The organism is Virgibacillus sp. L01 (genome assembly GCF_052246775.1).
GTDB lineage: Bacteria > Bacillota > Bacilli > Bacillales > Amphibacillaceae > Lentibacillus.
This window is the reverse complement of record NZ_JBQQCP010000001.1, coordinates 635,294-662,292: the sequence shown is the minus strand read 5'-3', so window position 1 is coordinate 662,292 and position 26,999 is coordinate 635,294. Positions and strand designations below refer to the sequence as shown.

General features: G+C 39.4%; 31 protein-coding genes and 1 pseudogene. 25 read left to right on the top strand and 7 right to left on the bottom strand.

What is annotated here, in order from left to right:
• Entirely contained in the window at nucleotides 1-699 is a 699-nt protein-coding gene (locus ACTWQM_RS03030; protein WP_443256681.1) for an N-acetylmannosamine-6-phosphate 2-epimerase, read from the top strand.
• Between the two features lie 35 nt (nucleotides 700-734).
• Here ACTWQM_RS03030 and ACTWQM_RS03025 read toward each other — a convergent pair whose 3' ends face one another.
• A complete protein-coding gene (locus ACTWQM_RS03025) occupies nucleotides 735-1,544 on the bottom strand; it encodes a MurR/RpiR family transcriptional regulator (protein WP_443256680.1) in 810 nt (269 codons plus the stop codon).
• A 47-nt stretch (nucleotides 1,545-1,591) separates the two neighbouring features.
• On the opposite strand from ACTWQM_RS03025, the gene ACTWQM_RS03020 reads away from it, so the two are divergent.
• The 3 genes from ACTWQM_RS03020 to ACTWQM_RS03010 are packed head-to-tail and all read left to right on the top strand — an operon-like array spanning nucleotide 1,592 to nucleotide 2,337.
• Nucleotides 1,592-1,819, top strand: a complete 228-nt coding sequence (locus tag ACTWQM_RS03020; RefSeq protein ID WP_443256679.1) for a hypothetical protein — start codon at nucleotides 1,592-1,594, stop codon at nucleotides 1,817-1,819.
• A 34-nt stretch (nucleotides 1,820-1,853) separates the two neighbouring features.
• Nucleotides 1,854-2,078, top strand: a complete 225-nt coding sequence (locus tag ACTWQM_RS03015) for a DUF1659 domain-containing protein (protein ID WP_443256678.1) — start codon at nucleotides 1,854-1,856, stop codon at nucleotides 2,076-2,078.
• Between the two features lie 43 nt (nucleotides 2,079-2,121).
• Nucleotides 2,122-2,337, top strand: a complete 216-nt coding sequence (locus ACTWQM_RS03010; RefSeq protein WP_443256677.1) for a DUF2922 domain-containing protein — start codon at nucleotides 2,122-2,124, stop codon at nucleotides 2,335-2,337.
• Between the two features lie 89 nt (nucleotides 2,338-2,426).
• Here the strand turns inward: ACTWQM_RS03010 and ACTWQM_RS03005 are convergent, their stop codons facing one another.
• Nucleotides 2,427-4,013, bottom strand: coding sequence for a PucR family transcriptional regulator (locus ACTWQM_RS03005; RefSeq protein WP_443256676.1), 1,587 nt, complete (start codon nucleotides 4,011-4,013; stop codon nucleotides 2,427-2,429).
• A 135-nt stretch (nucleotides 4,014-4,148) separates the two neighbouring features.
• On the opposite strand from ACTWQM_RS03005, the gene ACTWQM_RS03000 reads away from it, so the two are divergent.
• Genes ACTWQM_RS03000 through ACTWQM_RS02965 form a run of 8 tightly spaced genes read left to right on the top strand, consistent with a single transcriptional unit; the run spans nucleotide 4,149 to nucleotide 13,305 of the window.
• Nucleotides 4,149-5,612: a CoA-acylating methylmalonate-semialdehyde dehydrogenase gene (locus ACTWQM_RS03000; RefSeq protein WP_443256675.1), complete on the top strand. Its 1,464-nt coding sequence runs from the start codon at nucleotides 4,149-4,151 to the stop codon at nucleotides 5,610-5,612.
• A gap of 30 nt (nucleotides 5,613-5,642) precedes the next feature.
• Entirely contained in the window at nucleotides 5,643-6,983 is a 1,341-nt protein-coding gene (locus ACTWQM_RS02995; protein ID WP_443256674.1) for an aspartate aminotransferase family protein, read from the top strand.
• A gap of 20 nt (nucleotides 6,984-7,003) precedes the next feature.
• Nucleotides 7,004-7,303 carry a YhdT family protein gene (locus ACTWQM_RS02990; protein ID WP_443256673.1) on the top strand — a complete coding sequence of 100 codons (300 nt, stop codon included), beginning with the start codon at nucleotides 7,004-7,006 and terminating at the stop codon, nucleotides 7,301-7,303.
• Entirely contained in the window at nucleotides 7,300-8,769 is a 1,470-nt protein-coding gene (panF, locus tag ACTWQM_RS02985) for a sodium/pantothenate symporter (RefSeq protein ID WP_443256672.1), read from the top strand. The genes ACTWQM_RS02990 and panF overlap by 4 nt, the downstream gene beginning before the upstream one ends.
• A gap of 15 nt (nucleotides 8,770-8,784) precedes the next feature.
• A complete protein-coding gene (locus ACTWQM_RS02980; RefSeq protein ID WP_443256671.1) occupies nucleotides 8,785-10,008 on the top strand; it encodes a M20 family metallopeptidase in 1,224 nt (407 codons plus the stop codon).
• Nucleotide 10,009: 1 nt separating this feature from the next.
• Nucleotides 10,010-11,071, top strand: a complete 1,062-nt coding sequence (locus tag ACTWQM_RS02975) for a tartrate dehydrogenase (protein ID WP_443256670.1) — start codon at nucleotides 10,010-10,012, stop codon at nucleotides 11,069-11,071.
• Nucleotides 11,072-11,085: 14 nt separating this feature from the next.
• Nucleotides 11,086-11,835: an SDR family NAD(P)-dependent oxidoreductase gene (locus ACTWQM_RS02970; RefSeq protein ID WP_443256669.1), complete on the top strand. Its 750-nt coding sequence runs from the start codon at nucleotides 11,086-11,088 to the stop codon at nucleotides 11,833-11,835.
• Between the two features lie 27 nt (nucleotides 11,836-11,862).
• Nucleotides 11,863-13,305, top strand: a complete 1,443-nt coding sequence (locus ACTWQM_RS02965) for an aldehyde dehydrogenase family protein (protein WP_443256668.1) — start codon at nucleotides 11,863-11,865, stop codon at nucleotides 13,303-13,305.
• Here the strand turns inward: ACTWQM_RS02965 and ACTWQM_RS02960 are convergent.
• Nucleotides 13,302-13,598, bottom strand: coding sequence for a hypothetical protein (locus ACTWQM_RS02960; RefSeq protein ID WP_443256667.1), 297 nt, complete (start codon nucleotides 13,596-13,598; stop codon nucleotides 13,302-13,304). The genes ACTWQM_RS02965 and ACTWQM_RS02960 overlap by 4 nt on opposite strands.
• Nucleotides 13,599-13,840: 242 nt before the next feature.
• Between ACTWQM_RS02960 and ACTWQM_RS02955 the strand changes: the two genes are divergently transcribed.
• A complete protein-coding gene (locus tag ACTWQM_RS02955) occupies nucleotides 13,841-14,065 on the top strand; it encodes a DUF1659 domain-containing protein (protein ID WP_443256666.1) in 225 nt (74 codons plus the stop codon).
• Between the two features lie 44 nt (nucleotides 14,066-14,109).
• Nucleotides 14,110-14,325: a DUF2922 domain-containing protein gene (locus ACTWQM_RS02950; protein WP_443256665.1), complete on the top strand. Its 216-nt coding sequence runs from the start codon at nucleotides 14,110-14,112 to the stop codon at nucleotides 14,323-14,325.
• Between the two features lie 113 nt (nucleotides 14,326-14,438).
• Here ACTWQM_RS02950 and ACTWQM_RS02945 read toward each other — a convergent pair.
• A pseudogene (locus ACTWQM_RS02945) lies at nucleotides 14,439-14,726 on the bottom strand (acetyl-CoA hydrolase/transferase C-terminal domain-containing protein); the annotation flags it as partial.
• 176 nt (nucleotides 14,727-14,902) lie between these two features.
• Nucleotides 14,903-15,154, bottom strand: coding sequence for a hypothetical protein (locus tag ACTWQM_RS02940; RefSeq protein ID WP_443256664.1), 252 nt, complete (start codon nucleotides 15,152-15,154; stop codon nucleotides 14,903-14,905).
• Nucleotides 15,155-15,333: 179 nt separating this feature from the next.
• On the opposite strand from ACTWQM_RS02940, the gene ACTWQM_RS02935 reads away from it, so the two are divergent.
• The 11 genes from ACTWQM_RS02935 (at nucleotide 15,334) to ACTWQM_RS02885 (ending at nucleotide 25,144) form a co-directional block, all read left to right on the top strand.
• On the top strand, nucleotides 15,334-16,287 hold the full coding sequence (locus ACTWQM_RS02935) for an NERD domain-containing protein (RefSeq protein WP_443256663.1): 954 nt from the start codon (nucleotides 15,334-15,336) through the stop codon (nucleotides 16,285-16,287).
• 209 nt (nucleotides 16,288-16,496) lie between these two features.
• Nucleotides 16,497-16,676 (top strand): DUF4160 domain-containing protein, encoded by a 180-nt coding sequence (locus ACTWQM_RS02930; RefSeq protein ID WP_443256662.1) that lies wholly within the window; start codon nucleotides 16,497-16,499, stop codon nucleotides 16,674-16,676.
• A gap of 90 nt (nucleotides 16,677-16,766) precedes the next feature.
• A complete protein-coding gene (locus tag ACTWQM_RS02925; protein WP_443256661.1) occupies nucleotides 16,767-17,060 on the top strand; it encodes a DUF2442 domain-containing protein in 294 nt (97 codons plus the stop codon).
• Nucleotides 17,061-17,526: 466 nt separating this feature from the next.
• Nucleotides 17,527-19,584, top strand: a complete 2,058-nt coding sequence (locus tag ACTWQM_RS02920; protein WP_443256660.1) for a BglG family transcription antiterminator — start codon at nucleotides 17,527-17,529, stop codon at nucleotides 19,582-19,584.
• Between the two features lie 39 nt (nucleotides 19,585-19,623).
• Nucleotides 19,624-20,118, top strand: a complete 495-nt coding sequence (locus ACTWQM_RS02915) for a PTS sugar transporter subunit IIA (RefSeq protein ID WP_443256659.1) — start codon at nucleotides 19,624-19,626, stop codon at nucleotides 20,116-20,118.
• Nucleotides 20,115-20,399 (top strand): PTS sugar transporter subunit IIB, encoded by a 285-nt coding sequence (locus ACTWQM_RS02910; protein ID WP_443256658.1) that lies wholly within the window; start codon nucleotides 20,115-20,117, stop codon nucleotides 20,397-20,399. Before ACTWQM_RS02915 ends, ACTWQM_RS02910 begins: the two co-directional genes overlap by 4 nt.
• A 71-nt stretch (nucleotides 20,400-20,470) precedes the next feature.
• Nucleotides 20,471-21,730 (top strand): galactitol-specific PTS transporter subunit IIC, encoded by a 1,260-nt coding sequence (locus ACTWQM_RS02905; protein ID WP_443256657.1) that lies wholly within the window; start codon nucleotides 20,471-20,473, stop codon nucleotides 21,728-21,730.
• Nucleotides 21,731-22,128: 398 nt separating this feature from the next.
• Nucleotides 22,129-23,160, top strand: coding sequence for a zinc-binding dehydrogenase (locus ACTWQM_RS02900; protein WP_443256656.1), 1,032 nt, complete (start codon nucleotides 22,129-22,131; stop codon nucleotides 23,158-23,160).
• 22 nt (nucleotides 23,161-23,182) lie between these two features.
• Complete coding sequence (gene deoC / locus ACTWQM_RS02895) at nucleotides 23,183-23,854, top strand: deoxyribose-phosphate aldolase (RefSeq protein ID WP_443256655.1); 672 nt, start codon at nucleotides 23,183-23,185, stop codon at nucleotides 23,852-23,854.
• 57 nt (nucleotides 23,855-23,911) lie between these two features.
• Nucleotides 23,912-24,067 carry a hypothetical protein gene (locus ACTWQM_RS02890; protein ID WP_443256654.1) on the top strand — a complete coding sequence of 52 codons (156 nt, stop codon included), beginning with the start codon at nucleotides 23,912-23,914 and terminating at the stop codon, nucleotides 24,065-24,067.
• Between the two features lie 24 nt (nucleotides 24,068-24,091).
• Nucleotides 24,092-25,144, top strand: a complete 1,053-nt coding sequence (locus ACTWQM_RS02885) for a galactitol-1-phosphate 5-dehydrogenase (protein WP_443257081.1) — start codon at nucleotides 24,092-24,094, stop codon at nucleotides 25,142-25,144.
• 265 nt (nucleotides 25,145-25,409) lie between these two features.
• On the opposite strand, the gene ACTWQM_RS02880 is transcribed toward ACTWQM_RS02885, so the two are convergent.
• Together ACTWQM_RS02880 and ACTWQM_RS02875 are read right to left on the bottom strand one after the other, a co-directional pair.
• Nucleotides 25,410-25,529 carry an aspartyl-phosphate phosphatase Spo0E family protein gene (locus tag ACTWQM_RS02880; protein WP_443257080.1) on the bottom strand — a complete coding sequence of 40 codons (120 nt, stop codon included), beginning with the start codon at nucleotides 25,527-25,529 and terminating at the stop codon, nucleotides 25,410-25,412.
• Nucleotides 25,530-25,779: 250 nt separating this feature from the next.
• The gene (locus tag ACTWQM_RS02875; RefSeq protein ID WP_443256653.1) at nucleotides 25,780-26,802 is read right to left on the bottom strand and encodes a LysM peptidoglycan-binding domain-containing protein; all 1,023 of its coding nucleotides are present in this window, start codon (nucleotides 26,800-26,802) and stop codon (nucleotides 25,780-25,782) included.
• Nucleotides 26,803-26,999: the final 197 nt, after the last annotated feature.

The window sequence follows — 26,999 nt, the reverse complement described above, 5'->3', positions numbered from 1 at the left end:
ATGAAAGTATTAAAGCAGCTAGAAAAACAACTTGTCGTATCGTGTCAGGCTCTGGAGGATGAGGCATTACATTCTTCTTTTGTTATGGGAAAAATGGCTACCGCAGCTTTTCAGGGAGGAGCTGCTGGTATTCGGGCAAACACGGTCACTGATATAAAAGAAATTAAAAATCAAGTGAATCTTCCTGTTATTGGGATTATAAAGCAGGACTATGATGATAGTGCTATCTATATAACTCCGACATTGCAGGAAGTGAAGGCATTACTGCATACAGATGTTGATATGATTGCAATCGATGCCACGAACCGGAAACGTCCTAATGATGAACAATTGGATTTAATTGTTGATTACATGAAAAAGCATGCACCGGATGTTGCACTAATGGCTGATGTTTCAACAGTTGAAGAAGCAGCTACTGCCGCGGATTTGGGATTTGACTGCGTCTCAACAACGCTTATTGGCTATACAGATGAAACAGAGGGGAAAAGTCTATCCGACAATGATTTTTCTATCTTAAAAGAATTAGTCGAAAAAATCTCAATTCCTGTTGTAGCAGAAGGTAAATTAGATACACCATCGAAGGCAGCGAGAGCACTTGAACTTGGAGCGCATTTTGTAGTGGTGGGTAGCGCAATTACGCGTCCGCAGATTATTACAAAGACATTCTCTGATACGATCAAAGACGTTAATCAAATGTAGGCAACTAGTTTAGAACTGGAGGATCATCTCCAGTTCTATATTTTTTTATATTCGTTTAATGCTTGCAAGGTCTGTTCATGTATATTTCTAGAGTCCTTATTGTTTAATAGTAACATGCTCAATACATCCAGTGAGTATAAGATAGATAATTGACTATTTAAGAATCCCTTTACCTGATACGGCTTGATACTTGAAGTATATAACATAAGATCAGAATTGTTAGCTAAGGGTGTTTCAGAATAGCTCGTAATAGAGATAACCTTTGCATGCTTTCGTTTGGCAACATCAATACCATCAATAATTTCTTTTGTTTGTCCAGAACTGGAAATTGCGATCACAATATCTTCTGGAGTAAGAATAGATGATGCAATGATCATCGCATGAGAATCCGTATGTGTATCTACGAAAAATCCCATCCTTGATAGACGTAAATTTAATTCCTCCGCCGACAGTCCTGAACTGCCAATGCCATAAATGTAGATTTTTTTTGCATTTAAAATCCATTCACAAGCTTTCTCGTATTTATCAATATTTGTTAAAGAATTTGTCGATTTAATCACAGACTCATAAATTTGGTTTACCCCATTGATAGCATCATGTGTATCATCCGATTGTTCCACAGCACCACGCAAAAGGATTTTAAATTCCACAAAACTTGCTGCACCAATTTTTTTGCAGAAACGTGTTATTGCAGCTACTGACACATTAATTTGATTGGCTAACTCACTAATGTGTATATTTAAGAGATCCTCATTATGTTTGAAGACATAATCCGCAATCTTTTTCTCTGTTTTACTGAGTGCTTGGTATTTTAACTGTATTTGATCCAAAATCGAATGTACCATATAACCCCTCCAATAGTAATTATAAAGGAGAAATTCTATTCTGCATAATGAAATATAGAGATGTTATGAAAAGAAGCATCTTACTTTGGGCTGGCGCAAATGTGCAACAGGAATTACTGGCTTCCACCGATAACCCTCTACTACAACTCAACTGGTCATTTTCTGCTAAAGCAGAAAATCCCTTTCTTTTAAGTATTATCGTTTCTCAAACTAATAAAGTGGCATTAACAACTAAAAATATTTTTATTATTTCCGATGCCACTTTTTTGTCGTGAGGTTCGATAGTATGTGTGAAAGGAGGTGACCGACATGGCAGTAGCGCAAATGATGAACTCACGTATGAGCCTGGTTTTGGATGACGGCATTGATGCAATATCAGGTAAGCAGCTTCTCAAAACAAAGAGCTTCAACAACGTAAAGATTGCTGCAACAGCTGATCAGTTATATTCAATCGCTAACGCAGTTGTCGTTTTACAGCAACGCCCACTTTTAAGCATCGAGCGAAAAGACAGTTCCGAACTAAGAGGGGCATAAGCGATCACATTCTAAAAAATAAGGAAGGGAAGGAGGGAATACAATGAAGAAACTTGAACTTAAATTTTTAAACACTGAAGGAAAAACAGTAACTTATTCACTCGAAAAGCCAATTGAGCCAGTTGACCCAGTAGCAGTTAAGGCTGCAATGAACGAGGTCATCGCTCAAGATGCATTCACATCTTCAGGTGGCAATTTAGTAACTATCAAAAGTGCACGCGTTGTTGAACGCAATGTACAGGAAGTTGAATTAGTATAATGATAAGGACCAGCGCGGGGGTGCGTTGGTCCGATTTAGCAGTTCCTTACTGCATAAGCGCCATTAAGGCTTGGCGATAAAGCCAAGTTTTAAATCTCACCTGCCTGACTCTCATAAGCATGTAAAGCAAATTCATACATAAAACGATTCTGTGGCAATGAAATATCATAATGTACTAGAGATGTAATTTTTTCTAATCGGTGATAGAGTGTCTGCCTTACAATATACAGCTCTTCTGCAGCTTGTTTTTTTGAGGATTGATTTTTAAGATATATATGCAATGTATACAATAGGCTGGATCCATTGGTTTTGTCATAGTCTATAACAGGACCTAGGTAATCTTGTATAATATCTTTTGTTTCCTGGTTGTTTCCTAAGTTGCTTAATAGACGGTTAATGCGTAAATTCTGGTAAAGCGTAATACTGCCTTTACTCTTATTCATCTGTAAACGATAGGTTTTTTGTGCAGTTTTATGGCTGTAATGTAACTTGCTATAATCTTTTACGAAGATCCCTACACTCATATAATTGATTCTGTTTTTTTGAATATCGTTGGAATTTTGCTTTTGAATTTGGTTAATAGCGTTGTTAAATCTTTTAAATAAATTATAACCTTCAAGCTGATTTATCAGTAGTAAAGTGAAATAACTGTTTTTGAAATCAGTGGTAGCATAAAGATGAAAACCATTACTGCTTAGCGTTTCTCTTATTAAGAGCATGATGTAACTTAATGATCTATTTGTGTAACTCATGTCGTTATTGTCTTTTGTGAAGGGTATGATGGCAATACTCATTTCATTTTGTTTAATGGAGTTATCTAGTAATTCCATGTGACTTAGAACGCTTTGATGATCTAATTTCTCATTAATAATGGAATGAATCCAATCATTTTTCTCTATTTGTTCTCTTTCGATATGTTGATACTTTAGTAGTAATGATTGGCTTATAAAATTAGCACATCGTTCTAGTGCTAATTTTTCAAATTTGGTTAAAAGTTGTGTCTCTTTATTACAATAAAGAATTCCTATCTCTTTATTTAATACGTAAATGGGTATTTTAAAGCATTCGCTTGATTCATTGCCAGCGTCAACACGAGATTGAACTTTCTTCTGTTCGACTTTTGTTAATGAGGGAAAACTCCAAATTTGTTCCTTAGCTTGATAAAACATAACTTGCAAATTGATTGCCTCGTGAAGTACTTTTAGGAAAGTATCAATTTCCTTATTTCTATTAAGCGCATTATTCAGTTGAATAAACAAGTTGTCCAAGTCGTCCCAGATGGACCCTTCAAAGTCAAGTAAGTATTTGTGTAAATCTAGCGTTATATCAACAAACTTAACTTCTTCATTAAAAAGAATAATAGGCAGATTATAAGAATCAGCCAGGTTAAAGAACTTCGGTGATAAAGAGTTTGTATTTCTATCAAGATCAATGCATAATGCAGCAACATTTTTGTCAATGATTTGTTTTAAGAAATAAAGCGAAGTTTGTTCATTTTTATTCCATTCGATCCCTGTTGTTAGAATTAACTCTCCTCCGTTAATTAAGTGACCACATTCGGCTTTTTCTACTACGTGTACCCATTTAAAGGATCTAGTTAAAAAATTGTTGCCTGTGACAATTGTTATATTTGAAAAAGATGGTCTCTTAACTGCTTCTTGAACGGTTATACTCATCATTTTATCACCCTATTACTTTTTCTATTTGTCATTTCGTTATGTGAAAGCGCTTAACAGTTTAACAATATGTCTAGTGTATTACAATTATTCTGTATATATAATAAATTATAACAAATAAAGGAGGGGTAAAACGTGGCTTTAAAAATTTCAGAAAAGATAAAAAACTATGTAGCAGGAGAATGGGTTGAATCAACGAGTGATGAATTTGTAGATGTAGTAAATCCAGCTAATGGAGAAATATTAACGGCAGTACCTATTTCTACTAAATTTGATGTGGATGATGCAGTAAAATCGGCTAAAAATGCCTTTCCAACATGGAGTAATACCCCAGTTCCTAAGCGGGTAAGGGTTATGTTTAAGTATCAACAGTTGTTAATAGAAAATGCAGATGATTTGGCGGCTATTATTACGACTGAGAATGGGAAAACCCTTCAGGATTCTAAAGGGGAAGTACAAAGAGGAATTGAATGTGTGGAATTTGCAGCAGGCGCTCCTGAATTAATGAAGGGGGAGGTAATTCCTGATATTGCAAGTGGAATAGAGTCGGCTATGTATCGATACCCAGTAGGTGTTGTTGGAGGCATAACGCCGTTTAACTTTCCAATGATGGTACCTCTTTGGATGTTCCCTCTCGCTATCGCTTGTGGCAACACATTTGTGTTAAAGCCATCTGAAAAAACTCCAATTTTAGCTACTAAATTGGCTGAGTTAATGGCTGAGGCTGGCTTGCCTGAGGGCGTATTAAATTTAGTCAATGGATCTCATGATGTTGTGAATGGATTGCTGGAACATAATGATGTGCAAGCAATTTCTTTTGTAGGATCGCAGCCTGTAGCAGAATATGTTTATAAGACTTCAACTCAATATGGAAAACGTGTTCAAGCATTAGCAGGAGCGAAGAACCACGCCGTAGTTATGCCTGATTGTGATATTGAGAAATCAGTGGAGGGTGTGATTAATGCAGCATTTGGGAGTGCTGGAGAAAGGTGTATGGCGTGTTCGGTCGTAGTCACAGTTGGAGATATTGGAGATTCATTTGTTAATAAACTTAAAGAGAAGGCAGACCAATTAAACTTAGGTGATGGTTTGGATGAAGAAACTACCCTTGGTCCATTAATACGAGAGGACCATAAAGAAAGAGTACTAAACTACATTGATCTTGGAGAGAAGGAATCAGCACAATTGATTCGAGATGGAAGAAAAGACCGATTAGAAAAAGGCACGAATGGTTATTTTCTCGGAGCAACTATATTCGATCATGTAAGTACAGAAATGACTATATGGAAAGATGAGATATTTGCTCCTGTATTAAGCATCATAAGGGCCCAAACGCTAGAGGAGGCGGTAGACCTTACAAATCAATCAGAATTTGCTAATGGAGCAGTTATTTATACGGATAGTAATAAGAGCACTAGAACATTTAAAGAGAATATAGATGCAGGGATGGTAGGGGTTAATGTTAATGTACCTGCACCAATGGCATTTTTCCCGTTCTCTGGGTGGAAAAATTCCTTTTATGGAGATTTGCATGTAAATGGAAAAGATGGTGTTAATTTCTTTACCAGAAGAAAGATGGTTACTTCTCGTTATTTTTAAAATGAACAGTTAAGTGAGGGAGTGATGTAAATGGAGGGTATAGAAAAAAATGAATCATCAAATTTTAATAATACAGACGAAAAATACGTATGGCACCATCTAAAAAAATACGATCCTGAATCTACTATGATCGTAGATTCGTCAGATGGCGCTTGGGTTACCAATGATCAAGGGGAGAGCTTTTTGGATGGGATGTCAGGTCTCTGGTGCTCCAATATTGGGTATGGCAGGAAGGAAATTGCTCAAGTTGCTTATGATCAGATGAATAAACTCAGTTATTTTCCTTTATCACACTCACATAAACCTGCTATTGAATTAGCTGAGAAAATTAGCGAATGGCTTGGTGGAGACTATGTCGTGTTTTTCTCCAATAGCGGCTCAGAAGCTAATGAATCTGCATTTAAGATTGCTAGACAGTACCATCAACATACTGGAAATACGGGGAAATATAAATTCATTTCTAGATACAGGAGTTATCATGGCAATACTTCTGCGGCTTTAGCGGCTACAGGGCAATTTCAACGAAAGTATTTATATGAACCATTAGCCCCTGGTTTTTTACATGTTCAACCCCCGGATAATTATAGAGATGGGCAACAGATAGATCGAGCAAAAGAAATAGATATGATTATGAAGTATGAATCGAGTGAATCCATTGCAGGAGTTATAATGGAGCCAATTATTTCCGGGGGTGGTGTATTAATTCCACCTGAGGATTACATGGCAAAGATTAAGGAGGTATGCGGAGAGCATCATGCGCTATTGATAGTAGATGAGGTTGTTTGTGGTTTTGGAAGAATGGGAGAAAAATTTGGTCATCAGTATTACGGTGTTAAACCTGACATTGTTACGATGGCAAAAGGTTTAACAGGGGGCTATTCGCCTTTGTCAGCTACTGCAGTACGAAGGGATATTTACGAATCGTTCAGTGGGGAGGGGGATTATGATTTCCTAAGACAAAATAATACCTTTGGAGGACATCCAGTTTCTTGTGCAGTAGCATTAAAAAATCTAGAAATTTTAGAGAAGGAAAATCTAGTAGAAAAGTCAAAGACCTTAGGGGAAAGACTATTAAGCGATTTAAAAGGTTTAGAAGCGATAAAACACGTCGGAAATGTGCGTGGTAAAGGATTGATGATTGGCATTGAACTCGTACAAGACAAAACGAGTAAAGAACCAATTAACGTAGAAAAAGTGAATGAAGTTATTGCAGCATGTAAAAACAGAAATGTCATTATTGGCAAAAATGGTGTGACGGTTGCGGGGTTCGATAACATTTTAACGTTGGCACCGCCACTAACCATAACAGATCAAGATTTAGCATACTTGTCCTCAGTTCTTAAAGAATCATTGGAAGAAGTACTTACCTAAAAGTAGAAAGGAGAAGTTACATGAATAGTAATGGTAAAAATCATGATCCCCGTTTTGATGTTGCACATCGGGAAGCATTAATCGGTTGTGCATTAGCTACATTTAACATTATATGGTGGTATGGGTTTGCATATGGTTTGGGATCGAAAGCACCAGAAGAGTATACGTATGTTTTTGGTTTTCCAGCATGGTTTTTTTATAGCTGTATATTAGGCTTTATTGTAATGGTTACATTAGTGTTTATAGTAGTTAAGTTTGTACTAAAAGAAGTTCCATTTGATGAACAAGGAAAAGACGAAGATGAGGTGAATTCTGCATGAACTGGGGAGTACTTGTACCGTTATTAATATTTCTTGCAATCGTTTTTGCTGTTGGGATTTGGTCAAACAGGAAAATGGCTTCATCCAAGTCATTCCTGAGTGATTACTTCCTAGGAAGTCGTGAATTTGGTGGGCTTGTTCTAGCAATGACAATGGTGGCTACATATGGTAGTGCGTCCAGCTTTTTAGGTGGACCAGGTGCAGCATATTCGATTGGTTTAGGTTGGGTATTGCTTGCTATGACTCAAGTAGCTACAGGGTATTTTGTTTTACTTATATTAGGTAAAAAATTTGCTATTGTAACAAGACGCTATAAAGCAGTAACACTGATTGACTTTTTGAAGGAAAGATATAAAAGTAAATCCGTAGTATTGCTATCTTCCAGTAGTATCATCATATTCTTATTTTCCGCTATGGCTGCCCAATGGGTAGGAGGAGCCTATTTAATTCAGACACTAACTGGCCTGTCTTATACTGGAGCTTTATTTATTTTCACGATATCAGTTTTAGTATATGTCATTATTGGCGGATTCCGTGCTGTTGCTATAACAGATACGATTCAAGGAGTTGTAATGTTTTTTGGAACATTGGTTCTACTTATCGCCGTAATAATAGCGGGTGGGGGTCTATCCAATATCTTTTCTGACCTGATAGCAGAGAACCCTAATTTTGTGACACCTTATGGTCAAGATGGCCAATTGACTGGTTTATATGTGTCATCTTTTTGGATATTAGTTGGTGTTGGTGTAGTAGCACTGCCACAGGTTGCAGTAAGAGCAATGGCTTACCGTGATGCAAAGTCAATGCACAAAGCAATCATGATAGGCACTGTGGTAGTCGGTTTTATTATGCTTAATATGCACTTAATTGGTGTGTTTTCTAGACCGGTATTGCCTGGAATTGAGGTTGCGGATCAGGTTATACCATTAATTGCGTTAGACGTATTACCGGCATGGCTAGCTGGAATTGTACTTGCAGCACCACTGGCAGCAATGATGTCAACAGTTGATTCTCTGTTGCTATTAGTTAGTTCTGCCGTTGTTAAGGATGTATATATTAACTATATTAAACCTAAAGCATCAAATGACCATGTAAAAAAGGTCAGTATGGGATTCACAACTATTATAGGTGTTGTAACCTTTTTGTTAGCAATAAATCCGCCCGAATTACTCATTTTCTTGAACCTATTTGCTTTTGGTGGATTGGAAGCAGCATTTGTCTGGCCAATCGTCCTAGGTCTATATTGGAAATTTGCCAATAAACATGGAGCAATTGCTTCTATGATGACAGGTATTGGTTCCTATATTGGCATACATTTTTACAATCAAGAATTTGGTAACTTACTTGGAGTTCACACTGTTACGATACCAGTTTTCTTATCACTGGCGGCATTTGTGATCTTTAGTATTTTATATAAGACGGAAGCGTATGAATTTCCAACCCAAACATTAAAACAAGAGGCATAAGGAGCGTATTAAAAGATGAATGAAGTGAAAACAGATCAAATAAAAAGAGACTACGAGCGTGTAGTCTCTCTTACACAGCAACTTGTAAGAATTCCTAGTGTATTCCGCCCGGAAGATCCAGATGCGAATGAAGAACAGGTAGCCCAATTTGTAGCTAAGTATTTACGTAATATTGGTATCGATGTCCATATGGAAGAAGTTGCTCCAGGAAGACCAAACTTAGTAGGTGTGATTGATTCTGGCAAACCTGGAAAAACGCTATTGTTTGAAGGGCACACAGATGTCGTCACAGAGGGGGACCGTTCAAGTTGGAAACATGATCCATTTGGGGCAGAAATCATTGAAGGAAGAATGTATGGTCGAGGGACTAATGATACAAAGGGAAACCTTGCTTGTATGATAACGGCTGCTCAATCAATTTTAGAAGATGAAGAATCATTTACAGGCAAAATCATCTTATGTATACCAGTAGATGAAGAAAGTATGATGCTTGGAATAAAGCATTTTATTAATCAAGGATGGGCAGATGACGTTGATGGCGCGATAATTTGTGAACCTGAGGAAAATCAAATTTGTATTGCACAGCGTGGGGCGTTACGAATTAAAATTACAGTCCTTGGAAAAATGGCGCACGGTGCTATTTCCTGGAGTGGTGTTAATCCCAATTGGCGCATGGCAAAAATTATTACGGCAATCCAGCAGTTAGAACAAGAAGAACAGTCGACACATGGAGAACATCCGTATTTGAAATGGCCAAGTATTACACCAACTATCTTACAAGCTCCAGTAAAAGGAGATGCGCAGATTAATGTCATTCCAGAGCGTTGTATGACTACATTGGATATAAGAACCGTTCCAAATCAGGATCACCAGGATTTAATAAAAAAAATAGAGAAGATTTTTGCTGACTTAAAAGACCAAGATGAAGATTTTAAAGTAGAGTATGAAGTGATTGAAGACCGACCAGCTACGGAAACGGATAGAGACCAACCTGTTGTGCAGTCCGTTCATAATGCTGTTGAGCATGTATTAAAACAAGAACCTAAATATAACGGGGTTCCAGGTGCAACAGATGGTACATTCTTACATGTTCATGGTGTTCCAATTGTGACAATAGGTGCTGGTGACAGAGATATTCCTCACCAAATAAATGAATATGTTGAAATAGATGAATTAGGTACGACAACAGAAATATATCGAAAAGCTGCACTTGATTTTCTGAACGGGGATGATAAATAAGATGACGTATAAAATCGCCATTATTCCTGGAGATGGAATCGGGAAAGAAGTGATGAAGGAAGCAATTAAGATGTTGGATGCCGTAACGCTTCATGAGTCCGTTGAGATTGAATATGATCAATTCGACTGGAATTCGGAATACTACTTGCAGCATAATCGTATGATGCCTGAGGATGGTTTGGAAAAACTTAAGGGATATGACGCCATTTTATTTGGTGCAATAGGTGATCAACGGGTACCTGATGATATTTCGGTTTGGGATCTTATCATGCCAATTCGAAAGACTTTTCAACAATATGTAAACTTTCGCCCTGCAAAACTATTAAAAGGCTTAGAAAGCCCGGTTAAGGTTAGAGGAAATAAACCAATTGACTTTGTCATTATAAGAGAAAATTCAGAAGGTGAATATTCAAATGTTGGTGGATCAATGTTTAGTGGTGAACAACGAGAATTAGCCGTTCAAAATACGGTGATGACAAAACAAGGGATTGAGCAAGTAACAGAATTTGCCTGTAACTATGCACGAAATCATGACCTTGAAAAAATAACCAATGCAACCAAATCAAATGCAATCATACACACAATGAAATTTTGGGATCAGGTAGTAGAAACAGTAATGGAACAACATAAAGATATTGCATATGAAAAATATTATATCGATGCACTTGCAGCATATTTTGTACAACGACCAGAAGATTTCAAGGTCGTTCTAGCATCCAACTTGTTTGGGGATATCTTATCTGACTTAGGTTCTGCCATAGTAGGAGGTTTGGGAATTGCACCTTCTGCTAATATTAATCCATCAAAAGATTATCCATCCATGTTTGAACCAGTTCATGGTTCTGCACCTGATATAGCAGGGAAAGGAATCGCCAATCCAATTGCACAGATATGGTCATTGGCACTCATGTTTGAGCATTTAGGAAGAAAAGATATACATGATAAAATTCTTTCTTCGATTGAAGAATTAATTGCTGGAAAATCAAGACTTACAGCTGATTTAGATGGAACAGCAAGTACCGAACAGGCAGGGGATGAACTCGTAAAGATACTTTATAAGTAATGGAGTGTATAAACATGTCATTAGAAAATAAAACAATTGTAGTGGTCGGTGCTGGTGGAGGTATGGGAAAGGAAATCGTCCGTCAACTGTTAGCTGAAAATGCGAATGTGGTTGGTTGTGACATTAATGTAGAAAGTCTATCCGAATTTAAAGAGGAAAGCAATTTTTTAGACCTTCAAGGAGATTTACTGGATGAAAATGTAGTAAAAGATATATTTGAACAAACTAATAACAAATTTGATGGAATTGATGGGCTAGTTAACGCCGCAGGTATTGCGCAGCGCTCAACACCTATCGACCAAATCAGTTTAGATAACTGGTACAAAATCTTTGATATAAATATGACAATGGCATTTTTAACATGCCGAGAAGCCGCAGTTTATATGAAGGAAATGAATGCAGGATCTATTGTAAACATAGGATCTGTTTCAACAACTAGACCAAGACCAGGATTACAGTCATACGTTGCTTCAAAAGGGGCAGTCGAGTCATTTTCAAAAGCTTTAGCACTAGAGCTTGCACCAAATAAGATAAATGTTAACGTATTACACCCTGGACCATGTGATACAAATATGCTTGGTCAGTTTGCAGAGAAAGGTGCAAATATAGATGAGGTTAAGGATAGTGTGTTCAAGCAGAGTGTTCCACTTGGGGAGTTGTTAACACCTAGGGACATTGCTAATTCAGTCAAATTTTTACTATCAGATGATTCTAAAATGATTACAGGAACTGTAATGCATGTTGATGGAGGAAGAAGTGTCTAAATACTACAAGCTGAGAGGAGGTGCAGTATGGAGAAAATAAAGATGTATGTTGATGGTAAATGGCTCGATAGTAGTAATGAAAGACGTATTGATGTAATAAATCCATCCAATGGGGAGATAATTGCTACGATCCCACAAGGTGAAGCTAGAGATGTGAATGATGCGGTTAAAGCGGCAAAAAAAGCATTTCAAAGCGATGATTGGAGCAGTGTTAAACCATACGAACGAGGGCGGTTATTATATGAAATAGCTGAAAAAATAAGAAAAAATAGAGATGAGCTAGCGAAACTGGAAACGATAGATGTAGGAAAACCATTATCACAAGGCTACGCAGACATTGATGCATCAATCAGATATTTTGAATTTTATGCTGGCGCAGCAGATAAATTAATGGGAGACACCATTCCAATTGAGGATGGTCTCATCGATTATGTTGTTCGCGAACCCGTTGGTGTTACAGGACATATTATTCCTTGGAATTATCCCATACAAATATTATCAAGGAGTGTAGCTGCAGCAATTGCTATGGGTAATACGGTAGTTGTGAAGAGCGCGGAAGACACTCCGCTAACAGCAACAAAAATAGCGGAATTCTTCGACCAGATCGATATACCTAACGGAGTCTTTAATCATGTAACTGGATATGGATATGAAGCAGGTGCGGCCTTGTCATCACATCCACATATTAACCATGTTACCTTTACCGGATCCGTACAAACAGGAACTGCCGTAGCAAACGCAGCAACAAAAAATGTAGTCCCTGTTACATTAGAACTAGGTGGAAAGTCACCTAATATTGTTTTTTCTGATTGTAATATGGAAAAAGCGGTAGAAGGAGTCGTAAAAGCAATTATTCAAAACGCAGGTCAAACTTGCTCTGCCGGATCCAGATTACTTATTGAACAATCATTTAAAGATACTTTCCTAGAAAAAGTAGTTGATAGATTTAAAGAATTAACAGTCGGCCCAGCATTAGAAGATAAAGATGTAGGTCCGATATTGAATGAAAAACAGTTTAATCAAATTGTCAATTTTATTGATTTAGCTAAAGAAGAAGGAAGAATCGCCGCCGGTGGAAATCAGGTAACTATAGAAAACGCAGAAAATGGTTTTTATATCGAACCTACTATTGTTGATAAAGTTTCAACTAAAAGTAGTATCGCTCAAGAAGAAATATTCGGCCCAGTTCTATCCGTATTTACATTTAAAGATGACCAAGAAGCTATAAATTTAGCTAACAATACAGATTATGGTCTCGTTACTGGAATATGGACCCAAGATATAAGCAGGGCCCATCTGCTAGCAAATCGAATCGACTCTGGCCAAATATTTGTAAATAACTACGGAGCGGGCGGAGGAATTCAAATGCCCTTTGGTGGCTACAAGAAAAGTGGATTCGGCAGAGAAAAAGGTTGGATAGCATTATATAATTATACACAGGTTAAAAATGTAGCTATTAAATATAATTAGTTATGGGTGATTAAAAATAGTATTTGCTGCAAAAAGTATTGCAATAGGTTAACACGCAATACACCAGATCTAGTAAAATAAGCAGCCGAACTAGTGTTGAAAGATTCAAGATGACGGCATCGTACATGGACGTAGGATGGTAGGATTAATTGACCAAACGTTTGATCAATGCAGGCTCGCTTAGACGGGTCTGTTTTTTTGATGTGTGCCGATAGCTCGCGCGATATTGCGACTGACTCGCGCAATAACATGGTCAACTCGCGCGACAATGCGCTCAACTGCGCGACAGGCACCCAAACTCGCGCAACAGCACTCTCCAATAATGCTGATTTTCAGCATCCGCTGAAAATCTTCTACTGTTTAAGAGAACAACACTATAGGTTATTTTCTGCTTAAGCAGAAAATCCCTTTCTTTTAAGTACTATCGTTTCTCAAACCAAAAAAGAGGCATTAACATCCAAAATAATTTTTATTATTTCAGATGCCACTTTTTAGTCGTGAGGTTCGATAGTATGTGTGAAAGGAGGTGACCGACATGGCAGTAGCACAAATGATGAACTCACGTATGAGTCTGGTTTTGGATGACGGCATTGACGAAATATCTGGTAAGCAGCTTTTCAAGACAAAGAGCTTCAATAACGTAAAGATTGCTGCAACGGCTGATCAGTTATATTCAATCGCTAACGCAGTTGTCGTTTTACAGCAACGCCCACTTTTAAGCATCGAACGAAAAGACAGTTCCGAACTAAGAGGGGCATAATCGATCACATCTCTAATAAATAAGGAAGGGAAGGAGGGAACTCAATGAAGAAACTTGAACTTAAATTCCTGAACGCTGAAGGAAAAACAGTAACTTACTCACTAGAAAAGCCAATCGAACCAGTTGATCCGATTGCAGTTAAAGCAGCAATGGATCAAGTCATCGCTCAAGATGCATTCACATCAGCAGGAGGTAATCTGGTAACTATTAAAAGTGCACGCGTAGTTGAACGCAATGTGCAGGAAGTTGAATTGGTATAATAGTAAGGGCCAGCGCGGGGGTGCGCTGGTCCTTTGGTGTTTTATTTTCCATCAAACAAATACCGACAAAATTATTTCCGGGGAAATAATTTGTCAGACGTTGTCACTATTTCCTACATATATCTCATTTGCTTGGCTCTATATTCCAGCTCTTCACGGAAATTCGGGTGGGCTATGTGTATCAGTTCTTTAGTTCGTTCGCGGATTGTTTTCCCACGCAACTTGGCAATTCCGTACTCGGTTACGACATAATCATTGTCATTTTTTCCGGTTGATACTGGTGTGCCTGGGTTCAGCGCCGGGGTTATTTTAGAAATTGTATCATTTTTAGCTGTAGAATGTAGACAAATTACGCCTCTTCCACCATCAGATAAGTGGGAAGCTAATTGGAAATCGGATTGTCCTCTGGTTGATGACTAGTATGTTTCGCCAACCATTTCATATAAGTTTGTGAAATTCAATTGTTGCTGCCTCCTAAAATGTGACTCTATCTTTAGTTTACTATGATTTACTGGATAAATGAAAGGTGATAATAGGCGCAATGTTGTTTGGATTGCTGAACTCCACATAAGCTGTATTAGCTACAAGTTAAAGAGCCGCGCAATAACGCGGTCAACTCGCGCGACAAGAGGGCAAACTCGCGCAATAACGCAGGCAACTCGCGCAACAAGAGGGCAAACTCGCGCAATAACGCAGTCAACTCGCGCGACACAAGGCTAAACTCGCGCAATAACGCGATTAACTCGCCCGACAAGAAGCTAAACTCGCGCGAAACCCCCCAAAGAATGTTGATTTTCGGCGTATGCCGAAAATCTTCCATATAAATCATTAAATTTACAATTTACTATTATAAAACAACTGAAAATTTCATTTCGCTAGAATAAAGTTACCTTTTCTGATTCTGGATCTGAGCAAAATTCAATTTCACCGCCACTACAACGATTTTTACTGATTTTCATTATTCGATAAAACGTTATATGATAGCCTAAAAAGCAAGGAGCAATCGAAATGAATATGAAAATAAGGACCAAACCACGCCCGCTTAAAAAGCTTGATGCAGCAATCCCACGGTTGTCACCCCAGTTTCCGCAGTTATCAAAAATGAAGGAAGATGCTGCAATCCAACAGAAAGGGTTCACTGGCGAATTGAAAGTTGACTACTACTTGGATTACCTGGCATCAGATTGTACCATTCTTCAGGATGTATATTTGCGGGTGAACGGCAAAAATGTGCAAATTGATTCACTTGTTCTATCACAGCGGGCGATCTATATAGTCGATTCGAAAAACTACAATGATACGATAACCTTCGATACAACCCTCAAACAAATGACCAGAAGTGATGGGAAGGTGGAAGCAGGATTTGAGTATCCTATCACCCAAGTCCAAAATCAACAATTTCACCTTCAAAACTGGCTATCTCAAAACAATCTCACAAACATTCCAATCTATTACTTCGTTGCTATCAGTGAACCATCTACCATAATTAAAGTAAATGGTGACGCAGAAGCATTAGGAAGAGTAGTCGCTCATGCCGCACGCATTCCCTCCATGATTATGGAAAAAGAACAACAACTAGCCGAGCAAAGTGTTAACAAAATTCAGGATAGAAAAACCGGAAAAATAATACTGAATGCCTGCAATGTGTTTGATATGGATATTATCAAGCAATTCTCTATCAAAAAATTGGACCTGCTACCTGGGGTTATCTGTCCAGAATGTGGGTTGCTGGGGATGGAACGTGTTTATGGCGGATGGAAGTGCAGAAAGTGTAAATGCAAATCACACGACGCTCATTTGAAAACTCTAGCTGATTATTTTTTATTGATAAAGCCGTACATTACAAATAAGGAATGCATGCGTTTTCTAGGATTAAAATCGAGGAGTGTCGCAACAAGGATAATGAGAAAAAGTGGTTTGATTTATCAAAAAGAACATAAAAGATGGATTCCAAGAAGATAACACATAAAGCACAGTCTGGGTTGCGTAATTCGTACAACCGATTTCAACTTAATATGATGATTTTCTGCATGTACCGAAAATCTCTCCTCTAGAAGAATAATGAGTAAATCCATCCTCGTCTGGATTTTTCACTATATAATTCAACTGTAAATCTATTTAAGCTCTATAGCTCCATACTGTTTAGATCCTTGATACTGAGAGGTGAACCAATGCCAAAAATTTGTGAATTCAATGGTATGAAAATCTATATATATTTTGATGACCATGATCCTCCACATTTTCATGTAAGAGGTCAAGCGAAGGCTGAAGTATACATAAATACGGGCAAGTATAAGAATGGTACACTCCCATTAAAAAAACAAAGAGATATTCATGTCTGGCTTAAATAAGTACCGAAATGCTATTATGGAGGCATGGAATGATTGTATAGAATTTAAAAAACCAAAAAGGATTCCACCACTTTAGGAGGGGGGAATTAGATGAGAGAAATAGTGAAAGTTAAACCAATACCAACTTTGTCTGGATGGCTTTTATGTGAATTTGATAACGGTGAGAAACGCTTTGTTGATATCAGACCTTCTATGATAGGGGTTCTCGAAAAATTGAAGGATCCAACTATTTTTGGTCAGGTTTATGTAGATAATGAAGCTGGAACAATTGCATGGCCAAATGACCTCCATGTTGACCCTGATACGCTTTACAACCGTGGAATTAAAATGGGAGAAGTCCAAAACCTAGCGGAGATTGTTAAATCAGATGAGAACGGAGACTGATTGGAAAGAGCTTAACCAGTAACTTTGATTTTCGGCGGTAGCCGAAAATCTTCCTTTAGGTTAATAATAAATAAGTCCAGCTTCAGTTAGATACTCACGCGACAAGCATCCCAACTCGCGTAACAAACCTCAAACTCGCGCAACAAACCCCAAATTCGCGCGACAGCAGCACCAACTCGCGCAACAAACCTCAAACTCGCGCGACAAGCACCGTGACTCGCGCAACAGCACCGCAACTCGCGCAACAAACCCACAAACTCGCGCGACAAGCACCACGACTCGCGCAACAAACCCCGCCCCCCAATACATAATTCCCACCCCACCAACCCAAACTATGTAATACCTTGGTTTTGAAAATGTAAATCACAATGTTGTACATTAACTGTTCAATCACTTGTGCTGAAAACGTATTCTTTATGCGTTGGTGCGGTGATATAATTTAGTTAACGGAGGGAGGCGAGACATTGTGCCACTTAGTGAGCGGGATAATAAAGTCCTGGATGAACTAATTAGTAATCCTGGTGTTACGAGTTTGGCGATTGAGAAGAAGTACAATTTGACACGCCGGCAACTTGGTTACAGCATTAATAAAATTAATGATTGGCTAATGCGTAAGGACCTTCCGAGTATTGAAAGAACAAGACAAGGATATTTTGTCATTGATCAATCCGTTTTTACCATGTATAGTGTCGAAAATGAAAGCGTTCCAATGGATACAGCGATTTTGACTGGTGAACAGCGGGTTCAAATTATTATCATGATGCTGTTGAGCACGGAAGAGGAATTGTCGCTTAATCACTTTTCCATTGAATTGGATGTGAGCAAGAATACGGTTCTTAGTGATTTAAAGGATGCACAGGGTTTTCTGGATAATTATGATTTGAATCTCCGTTATTCGCGAAAATTTGGGTATTTGATTGAGGGTAAGGAGTTCAAGATTCGCAATTTACTCATCTATTCAACGTACCAGATGCTGTCCATGCCTGATGGGGAGCGGCGGTTGAAGAAGTTGGCTTCGATTGATGAACACGAAGTAGCTGAATATTTCAAGCGAATTGAAAATGTTGAGAACAAGCTCGATCTAAGATTCACGGATGAGAAGCTTGGGACAATGCCATATGTACTTATTTTGATTTTGAGAAGAATTGAACAAGGGTATGCCATCAATATTTTTTCCATTGAATATGAAGAGCTTTCCAATACGAAAGAATATCAGGCGACAGAAGAAATTTTTCAGGAAGCCGACAAGATTCCAATGGAAGAGCGCTTGTTCATCACATTGCATTTATTGACCACGAATGTGTACAGAACAGACTTCCCGACAGATGAGGATGTCATTCCAAATTTGATTCCGGTAATTGATAATATGCTGCGCCTGTTTGAAAAAAGTGCCTGTATTTATTTGCAGGATCGTGATCTGCTGCTGGATAAATTGCTGCAGCATATCAAGCCAGCTTATTACCGAATTAAGTATCAGCTATCGGAAACGATTTCGCTTCAGGGTACATTGAGTAAAGAATTCAAAGAGCTGCACCATCTGGTTAAACGGTCAACAGGGCCATTGGCAGATTTGGTTGGCAGCTTTATTCCGGACAGTGAAGTCTCCTATATTACGATGCTGATCGGCGGTTGGATGAAGCGGCAGGGTGCAAGTATTGAGAAAAAGACAAAAGCAATTGTCGTCTGTCCGCAGGGTGTATCGGTATCAAGACTGATGTTTAACGAGTTAAGTGAACTTTTTCCTGAGTTTGTCTTTCTCGATTCGCTGTCTGTTCGTGAGTTCCTGAATTATAAACTGGATTATGACATTGTGTTTGCACCGACATTTTTGGAGACGGATAAGAAATTATTTATTGCAAAGGCATTTCTTGGACGTGACGAAAAGAAACGTCTCAGGAAGCAGGTGATGCTTGAGCTGCATGGCTATTTGCCGCATGATCTGAATGTTGAGGAGTTAATGGCGATTATTAGTAATCATGCATCGATTGAAAATGAAGATGCATTAGCTGAGGATTTGCGACGCTATGTAAAAAGGGATGATGATTCATCGATTAGTCAGAATACCGTCAGTAAAACATTGAATTTAGATGAGTTGATTAATCCTGACACCATTACATTAAAAAAAAGTGCTGAGTCCTGGGAAGAAGCTGTCCGACTGAGTGCACAGCCGCTAGTTGATAGTGGAGCGATCACCCCGGATTATGTGGAGGTAATGCTTAGCTATTCAGATGAAGATCCGTATATTGTAATCGGACCAAATATAGCGATTCCGCATGCATCCCCTGAGGACGGGGTTAACAAAGTTGGAATGAGTTTATTGAGGTTAGAAGAAGGCGTTACGTTTTCAACGGATTACCGCATTCATTTAATTATTGTTATTGCTGCGGTTGATAAACAGCAGCACTTGCATGCACTAATGCAGCTAATGGAACTATCGGGATCACAACAGGACCGTAATCAGCTGATTAATGCTCAATCGAAAGAAGCCATTCATACCATAATCCAATCTTATTCGAAAGATTGAGCAAGTGGTCCATATCAGCATAGAAAAGGAGTGTCGAAATTGGGCGAATTATATTTTGATGAATCTGTCATTCTATTAAATGTAGAAGGTGATTCAAAAGAAACTATTTTAGCAAAAATGGGTCAGAATCTGGCAGAAAAACAGCTTGTAAAAGCAAGTTTCACAAATGCAATTATTGCCAGAGAAGGTGAGTTTGCCACTGGCCTGCCAACTGGTGAAGTGTCAGTCGCCATTCCGCATACAGATGTGGAACATGTTAACCGGAAAACAATAAGTGTTGGTATTTTAAAAGATCCGGTTGATTTCGGTGTAATGGGTGGCGATGAAAGTGAAACAGCACCAGTTAAGGTTGTCTTCATGCTGGCAATGGATGAGGCCCATTCACAGCTATCATTGCTGCAGAAGTTAATGCAAGTTTTCCAAAATCAGGAAACATTGAAGCAGCTGGTAAATTCAACAGATAAAACTGAAATCAAACAAATGCTGGAGGCTAAGTTAGACTTGGCAGCCCTTGAAGGAGGTGAGTCGAAATGAAAAAGAAACAAGTATTAGTAGCATGTGGCGCTGGGATTGCAACATCAACAGTTGTTAATGGTGCAATCGAAGAAATGGAAAAAGAACATGGTCTAAGTTTGGACATCAGACAAATCAAAATTGCAGAAGTAAACAGCTATATTGATACAGCTGACTTACTCGTAACAACAGCAATGACGAAAAAAGAATATCCATTCCCAGTCATTAATGCCCGCTCATTCCTGACAGGTATTGGTACAGATGACACAAAAAAACAAATCTTAGAAGCACTGCAAAAATAATAAACTAACAATCTCGGTTTCTTTTATCAAAAGAAATCGGGATTTACATCACAGTATGAGGGGGAAGAACAATGCAAGGTTTTGTTGATTTTATTCAAGCCTTTTTAGATCTTGGAGCTACCGTAATCTTACCAGTTGTTATATTCTTATTAGGTCTATTATTCGGGCAGAAGCCAGGTAAAGCATTCCGATCTGGTCTAACAATCGGGGTAGCGTTTGTCGGTATCTTCCTGGTTGTTGATCTGCTGGTTAATAACTTGGGACCAGCTGCACAAGGAATGGTTGATCGGCTCGGCGTTGAACTGAACGTCATTGATGTTGGGTGGCCAGCTACATCATCCATCGCTTGGGCATCTACAGTAGCAGCATTTATCATTCCACTTGGCTTGGTTGTAAACGTTGCCATGCTGCTGACGAAAACAACGAAAACGATGAACGTGGATATCTGGAACTTCTGGCATTACACGTTTATGGCAGCACTTATTTACACGATTTCAGGCAGTATCATTCAAGGCCTAATCGCTGCGGTGCTTTTCCAAATCGTAGCTCTGAAAGTTGCTGACTGGACAGCACCTATGGTAAGTGATTTCTATGAACTTCCAGGCGTCTCGATTGCAACAGGAAGTACAATCTCTTACGCACCAGGGATCTGGTTAGTAAAACTACTACAAAAAATTCCTGGAGTGAAAAATTTAAACGCTGATCCGGATACAATCCAAAAACGATTTGGTATCTTTGGTGAATCAATCTTTATCGGACTGTTCCTAGGTGCAGCAATTGGTGCATTAGCAGGATACAGTGCAGGTGACATTATTGACATTGGTATGTCAATGGCAGCCGTTATGGTGTTAATGCCGAAGATGGTTAAGATCCTGATGGAAGGGCTAATGCCTGTATCAGAGTCTGCACGTGAGTGGTTAAATAAACACTTTGGCGATAAAGAAATCCTTATTGGACTTGACGCAGCAGTGTTACTTGGACATCCTTCTGTTATTGCAACAGCGTTAATTCTTGTTCCAATCACAGTATTGCTGGCGGTTATCCTGCCTGGTAACGCATTGTTACCATTCGGTGACTTGGCTACAATTCCATTTGTTGTCGCATTCATCGTTGGTGCAGCAAGAGGTAATATTGTGCACTCGGTTATTGTTGGTACGATCATGATTGCATTATCGCTTTATATGGCAACAGATATTGCACCAATCTTTACAGAAATGGCTCAAAATGCTCAATTTGAAATGCCTGAAGGATCAGCCAAAATCTCAAGTATCGACCAAGGTGGTAACCTGGTCAACTGGATTATCTGGAAATTCTTTGCACTATTTAACTAAACTGTTCCTCTGAATTTACCATTTAAATGGGTTGGCTGTTTTGGAAGTTTGTTGTTGGAAAAATATAAACTGCGACACTAGAGCACTGTTTATTTCCGCTACGGTCAGTCGCTTTCCGCGGGCAACGCTTCAGCTTCCTCGGAAGCAAAAACCGCTTCCTGTGGGATCTTCAGCTGTTGCTTTTCCCGCAGGAGTCGACTGCCCTACGCTCCAATAAACGCCATGCTAGCGAAGGAAAACACGAAGACTCCTGCGGGAAAGCGTAGTGTATTTCCGGAGCGGTATTATAGCACTCATCTTATAAAGGATGAATAATGTTGTGACGAAGTTTATATATACTGCCAAGACAAAACTTACAAAAAAGCCACTGTAATCGAACATGATAGGAGGAGTCATCAATGAAAGCATTAGTCAAAAGAGAACAAGGATTTGGAAACCTGGAGATTCAAGAAAAACCAGAACCGCAAGTAGGCAAAGATCAAGTCAAAATCAAAGTAAACTATGCAGGTATCTGCGGCTCCGACATCCACACGTACGAAGGTCATTACAAAGTTGCAGTCCCAGTTACACTTGGACATGAATTTGCCGGGGAAGTTGTTGACGTTGGAGAAGGCGTCACAGAATTCAAACCAGGAGACCGCGTCACATCAGAAACAACATTCTATATTTGTGGCGAGTGCGAGTATTGCCAATCAGGCGATTACAACCTCTGCAATCACCGTAAAGGACTTGGAACACAACAGGATGGCGGCTTTGCCAAGTATTTGGTTGCCCGGAAAGAGAGCCTGCATCATTTGCCTGAAAATGTTTCCTATCAGGATGCAGCAATGACCGAACCATTGGCATGTACGCATCATGCAGTCTACAAAACAGATATTAACGAAGGTGACATTGTTGTCGTCATGGGTCCAGGACCGATCGGGCTATTCACAGCACAGGTTGCCAAAAGCCGCGGTGCGAAAGTAATTATTACCGGCTTAACAAATGACCAGGTTCGTCTCGATAAAGCAGAAGAGCTTGGTATCGACAACGTTGTTAATATTCAAAAACAGGATGTCAAAGAAGTTGTTAACAGCCTGACAAATGGCTATGGCGCAGATGTTGTGTTTGAATGCTCTGGTGCGATTCCAGCAGCAAAACAAGGACTTGATCTGTTGCGCAAAACAGGGCAATACGCACAAGTTGGTATTTTCCCAGCGTCAGAAATCCAATTCGATATGGAAAAAGTTATTCAAAAAGAAATCCGGGTTGTCGGCAGCAGAAGTCAGAAACCGGCAGACTGGGAGCCATCCTTGGAACTGATCAATAATGGGTCCGTCAATGCAAACGATATGATCACACATGAGTTTGATATCACCCAGTGGGATGAAGCTTATAAAGCCATCAAAGACGGGGATGCAATCAAAGTATTACTGACACCTGTTGATTAAACAAGGGAAGTGAGCTGGTAAAATGGATAAACAAAAACTGACCAATATCATTGACTATACACTGCTGAACCCAACCGTGAGCAAGGAAGATATTAAGGCTTTTTGCCAGGAAACGATTGAGTATGGTTTTAAGACGGTATTCGTCAATCCGTACTATGTGCCATACGCTTATGAGTTATTGTCACCACACAACATTAAAGTTGGTGTGCCAATTGGCTTCTCATTAGGCGGTGCCACAACCAAGACAAAGGTTGCCGAGACAAAAGAAGCGATTCAAAACGGTGCTGAAGAGATCGATATGCTGATCAGTCTAGGCGCGATGAAGTCACAGGAATTTGATGTTGTAAGAGACGATATTACAGAAGTAGTTAACGCGTCGGAAGGCCTGACAACGAAAGTTATTATTGAGACAGCACTATTAACGGATGACGAAAAAGTCAAAGCTGCCAAGCTGATCGTTGAAGCAGGTGCAGATTTTGTCAAAACGGCAACAGGCTTTAATGGTGCCGGCGCTACCGTTGAAGATGTGAAACTACTGCGTTCAGTTGTCGGATCTGATTTTGGTGTGAAAGCAGCAGGCGGTGTCCGCACTTATGACGATGCAATCGCAATTGTCGAAGCAGGTGCAGACCGCATCGGAGCAAGTGGTGCCATTGAAATTGTTACTGGTGGAACATCAAACGCTAACTATTAAACAGTGGACGATCGGGTGTCATAGCCCGATTGATCCCATTAGAAAAGAGGGTTAAAAATGGTCGACGCTATGTTGGAATTTATGCTTGGACCTATGCGCGGAATTAGTGATTTTTACCTCGATTATCAAATCTATTTCAATACAATTATTGTAGGATTTGCTTTATATAAAATCTTGTCCAGTAAAAAAAAGACAGAAGAAACAGCTAACTAATTACAACTAGAAAGGGTGATAGAGATGAGATCCCTTAATCTTTATGATGAACAGGATATCCGCTTTGAAGAATCAGAAGAACCAGTCATTGAACAAGCAGATGACGTGATTATTAAGGTGAAGGCTGTTGGAATATGCGGTTCCGATATTTCACGCTATAAAAAATTGGGACCATATGTTGAAGGCATGACATTCGGCCATGAATTTTCAGGCGTGGTAACAGACGTTGGTACCGGTGTAAAAAACGTCAAACCAGGTGACCGCGTGTCCGGCTGTCCCGCTTTTTATTGCGGCGAATGTGAAAGCTGCCAAAAAGGAGAGCCATCCCGCTGTGAGAAATTACATGTCATTGGCGCGCACGTACCAGGTGCATATGCAGAGTTTGTAAGTCTGCCAGAGGAAAATATTGTACCGATTCCAGATAATGTGGATTATGATACCGCTGCATTGATAGAACCATCATCCGTCGTAGCACATGGCTTTTACCGCACAAGCATCCAGCCAGGAGCAGAAGTGGCCATTATGGGATGTGGCAGTATCGGATTGCTCGCTGTACAATGGGCAAAAATATTCGGTGCCAAGAAGGTCTATGCAATTGATATCGATGACACGAAACTCGAAGTTGCCAAAGAGGTCGGTGCTGATGTGCTAATCAATTCACTGGAGAAACCAGCACACGAACAAATCGAAGCACATACAAACGGCAAGGGAGTTGACCTAGCTGTCGAATCAGCAGGTTCACCGATCACATCAGCCCAAGTATTTGCCCTGCCAAAAAAAGGCGGAGAAGTCGTCTTCATGGGTATCCCATATGCCGATATTAACATTGAACGCTTTTATTTTGAGCGCATCGTCCGCAATGAACTGAACGTGCTCGGATCCTGGAATGCGTTATCCTCACCGTTCCCAGGAAAAGAATGGAGCTCAAGCGTCCACTACATGAGCACAGGTCAACTCGACGTTAAACCAATGATCTCCCACCGCCTGAATTTGCGAGAAGGCCCGGAAACATTTGATAACCTGATCAACCGCAAAGGGTCATATGTCAAAGTACTCTTTTATCCGGAACTGGGATAATAACGCGTCCATGTGGGCGCTTTTTTATTTGCGGTTATCGGGCAAACTCGAGCGAGTAGCCCCCAAACTCGAGCAAGCAGCACTCAAACTCAAACGAGCAATCACCGCAACTTGCGCAACACGCCATCCAAAGAATGGTGATTTTCGGCATCTGCCGAAAATCTTCTACTTTATCTAAACAATTCAATAGGATATTTTCTGCTAAAGCAGAAAATTACCATCCCAGTAAAACACAAAACATCCAGCCTCGACTGGATGTTTCCTTTTAATCGTGCATGTACTTCGTTATTAACTCATCTAACTCCCGACTATGTTTTAATGTTTCTTCACCTATTAGTCCGAAAGTTTCAGCTGTCTTTATCATATTATCTTTCTTATTTTCAATTTTTCGTAATAGCTCTTCTGTGTACTCGGCATGAGTAACTATTATACAACATCTCCTTAAATTTGGGGTCTTTCTAATACGATATTAACCGAAAGCTAGTTCAACTACACCACTTCTTACTTATTAATATCGACAAAAAATTAGAAAATATTAACATTATGCAGAACAAATGCACCAAAAAGAGCATTTCGACCCTTAAATTGAAAAAAACACCCAGCATCAGCTGGATGTTCACCTTCACTCCTATAAACTAGTAAAATCGCTTAAATCCATCAAAGTGCTTGCTCCAGTATGAGTTATCCAAGCTAGTAATCTGCACGCCACTTGAGCTGGCGTGGATAAATTCATTGTTACCGAGAAAAATTCCCATATGTGATATTCCGGACTTATAAGTGTTCTCGAAGAATACGAGATCGCCTACTTGTGGTTTATTCACATAGAATGAGCGGTCGTAGTAGCCACTGGTCGATAGTCGCTTCAAGTCTTTACCTGCCTCACTGTAGGAATAGTAAATAAATCCGCTGCAATCGAAGCCGCTTGGTGATTCGCCGCCCCATGCGTAGCCAGCACCGTTCACGCTCTTCGCAGTGCTAATCAATTCAGAGACGTTATAATCTACATCAGCAGTAGGCGCGCTTGAGTCGCCTCCACTATCAGAAGTCGACTTCCCGCCGATATTCAGTTTCTGGCCAATTAATATCAAATCGGACGACAGATTGTTCCATTCCTTCAACTGGGAAACACTGACACCATTGCGTGACCCAATCGCAGACAAGCTGTCACCCGACTTAACGGTGTAAACTTTTGACGATGCGACATCCTTGTCCGACGGTGCAGGGCTCACATCAGGCTCACCGCCGCCACCTTTAGAAATGACAAACTCGTTCCCAGGATAAATAAGCGTTGTATCCAAACCGTTCCATTCCATTAAATCAGTGATTGAAATATTATGTTTTCCAGCGATGCCGCTCAGTGTGTCATCACTTTTAACGGTATATGTAGTAGATTGCGTTGAATCATTAGTAGAATTAGAGTTTGATGTAGTAGTAGATTTGGATGTTTCGATTACCTGATTTGGGAAAATAATGTTTCCTGATAGACTATTCCATGACCTAAGCTGTCCGACACTAACGTCGTATTTATGCGCTATTGCCCATAATGAGTCGCCGCTTTTCACCTTATACGATGCTGCATCTGCATCTTCTGCACTTACAAATGTTGAGGCAATGACCGCACTTGCAGTTACCGACATAAATAATTTCTTGTTGTTCAATTTTCTCGAATCTCCCTTCACAATAATGTATCTACAAGTATAGCATGTGAACGAGAACATTTAATAGAGAGGTGTCGAAATGTAATCTTATTGTAATAAACAGAAGGCATTCTTATCGAAAATTTTTAAAAAAAGTTATATATATCGACAACATGTGTTATAATTTCGTTTGTATTGTCGAAATAAGTAATATGTAT

Coding starts and splice junctions, on each gene's coding strand:
- ACTWQM_RS03015 (WP_443256678.1), top strand. CDS start 1,854: ATGGCAGTAGCGCAAATGATGAACTCACGTATGAGCCTGGTTTTGGAT.
- ACTWQM_RS03030 (WP_443256681.1), top strand. CDS start 1: ATGAAAGTATTAAAGCAGCTAGAAAAACAACTTGTCGTATCGTGTCAG.
- ACTWQM_RS02930 (WP_443256662.1), top strand. CDS start 16,497: ATGCCAAAAATTTGTGAATTCAATGGTATGAAAATCTATATATATTTT.
- ACTWQM_RS02970 (WP_443256669.1), top strand. CDS start 11,086: ATGTCATTAGAAAATAAAACAATTGTAGTGGTCGGTGCTGGTGGAGGT.
- ACTWQM_RS02980 (WP_443256671.1), top strand. CDS start 8,785: ATGAATGAAGTGAAAACAGATCAAATAAAAAGAGACTACGAGCGTGTA.
- ACTWQM_RS03020 (WP_443256679.1), top strand. CDS start 1,592: ATGAAATATAGAGATGTTATGAAAAGAAGCATCTTACTTTGGGCTGGC.
- ACTWQM_RS02955 (WP_443256666.1), top strand. CDS start 13,841: ATGGCAGTAGCACAAATGATGAACTCACGTATGAGTCTGGTTTTGGAT.
- ACTWQM_RS02935 (WP_443256663.1), top strand. CDS start 15,334: ATGAATATGAAAATAAGGACCAAACCACGCCCGCTTAAAAAGCTTGAT.
- ACTWQM_RS02905 (WP_443256657.1), top strand. CDS start 20,471: ATGCAAGGTTTTGTTGATTTTATTCAAGCCTTTTTAGATCTTGGAGCT.
- ACTWQM_RS02910 (WP_443256658.1), top strand. CDS start 20,115: ATGAAAAAGAAACAAGTATTAGTAGCATGTGGCGCTGGGATTGCAACA.
- deoC (WP_443256655.1), top strand. CDS start 23,183: ATGGATAAACAAAAACTGACCAATATCATTGACTATACACTGCTGAAC.
- ACTWQM_RS02890 (WP_443256654.1), top strand. CDS start 23,912: ATGGTCGACGCTATGTTGGAATTTATGCTTGGACCTATGCGCGGAATT.
- ACTWQM_RS02940 (WP_443256664.1), bottom strand. CDS start 15,154: ATGATTTATATGGAAGATTTTCGGCATACGCCGAAAATCAACATTCTT.
- ACTWQM_RS03010 (WP_443256677.1), top strand. CDS start 2,122: ATGAAGAAACTTGAACTTAAATTTTTAAACACTGAAGGAAAAACAGTA.
- ACTWQM_RS03005 (WP_443256676.1), bottom strand. CDS start 4,013: ATGAGTATAACCGTTCAAGAAGCAGTTAAGAGACCATCTTTTTCAAAT.
- ACTWQM_RS02990 (WP_443256673.1), top strand. CDS start 7,004: ATGAATAGTAATGGTAAAAATCATGATCCCCGTTTTGATGTTGCACAT.
- ACTWQM_RS02995 (WP_443256674.1), top strand. CDS start 5,643: ATGGAGGGTATAGAAAAAAATGAATCATCAAATTTTAATAATACAGAC.
- ACTWQM_RS02885 (WP_443257081.1), top strand. CDS start 24,092: ATGAGATCCCTTAATCTTTATGATGAACAGGATATCCGCTTTGAAGAA.
- ACTWQM_RS02950 (WP_443256665.1), top strand. CDS start 14,110: ATGAAGAAACTTGAACTTAAATTCCTGAACGCTGAAGGAAAAACAGTA.
- ACTWQM_RS02975 (WP_443256670.1), top strand. CDS start 10,010: ATGACGTATAAAATCGCCATTATTCCTGGAGATGGAATCGGGAAAGAA.
- panF (WP_443256672.1), top strand. CDS start 7,300: ATGAACTGGGGAGTACTTGTACCGTTATTAATATTTCTTGCAATCGTT.
- ACTWQM_RS03025 (WP_443256680.1), bottom strand. CDS start 1,544: ATGGTACATTCGATTTTGGATCAAATACAGTTAAAATACCAAGCACTC.
- ACTWQM_RS02900 (WP_443256656.1), top strand. CDS start 22,129: ATGAAAGCATTAGTCAAAAGAGAACAAGGATTTGGAAACCTGGAGATT.
- ACTWQM_RS02925 (WP_443256661.1), top strand. CDS start 16,767: ATGAGAGAAATAGTGAAAGTTAAACCAATACCAACTTTGTCTGGATGG.
- ACTWQM_RS02965 (WP_443256668.1), top strand. CDS start 11,863: ATGGAGAAAATAAAGATGTATGTTGATGGTAAATGGCTCGATAGTAGT.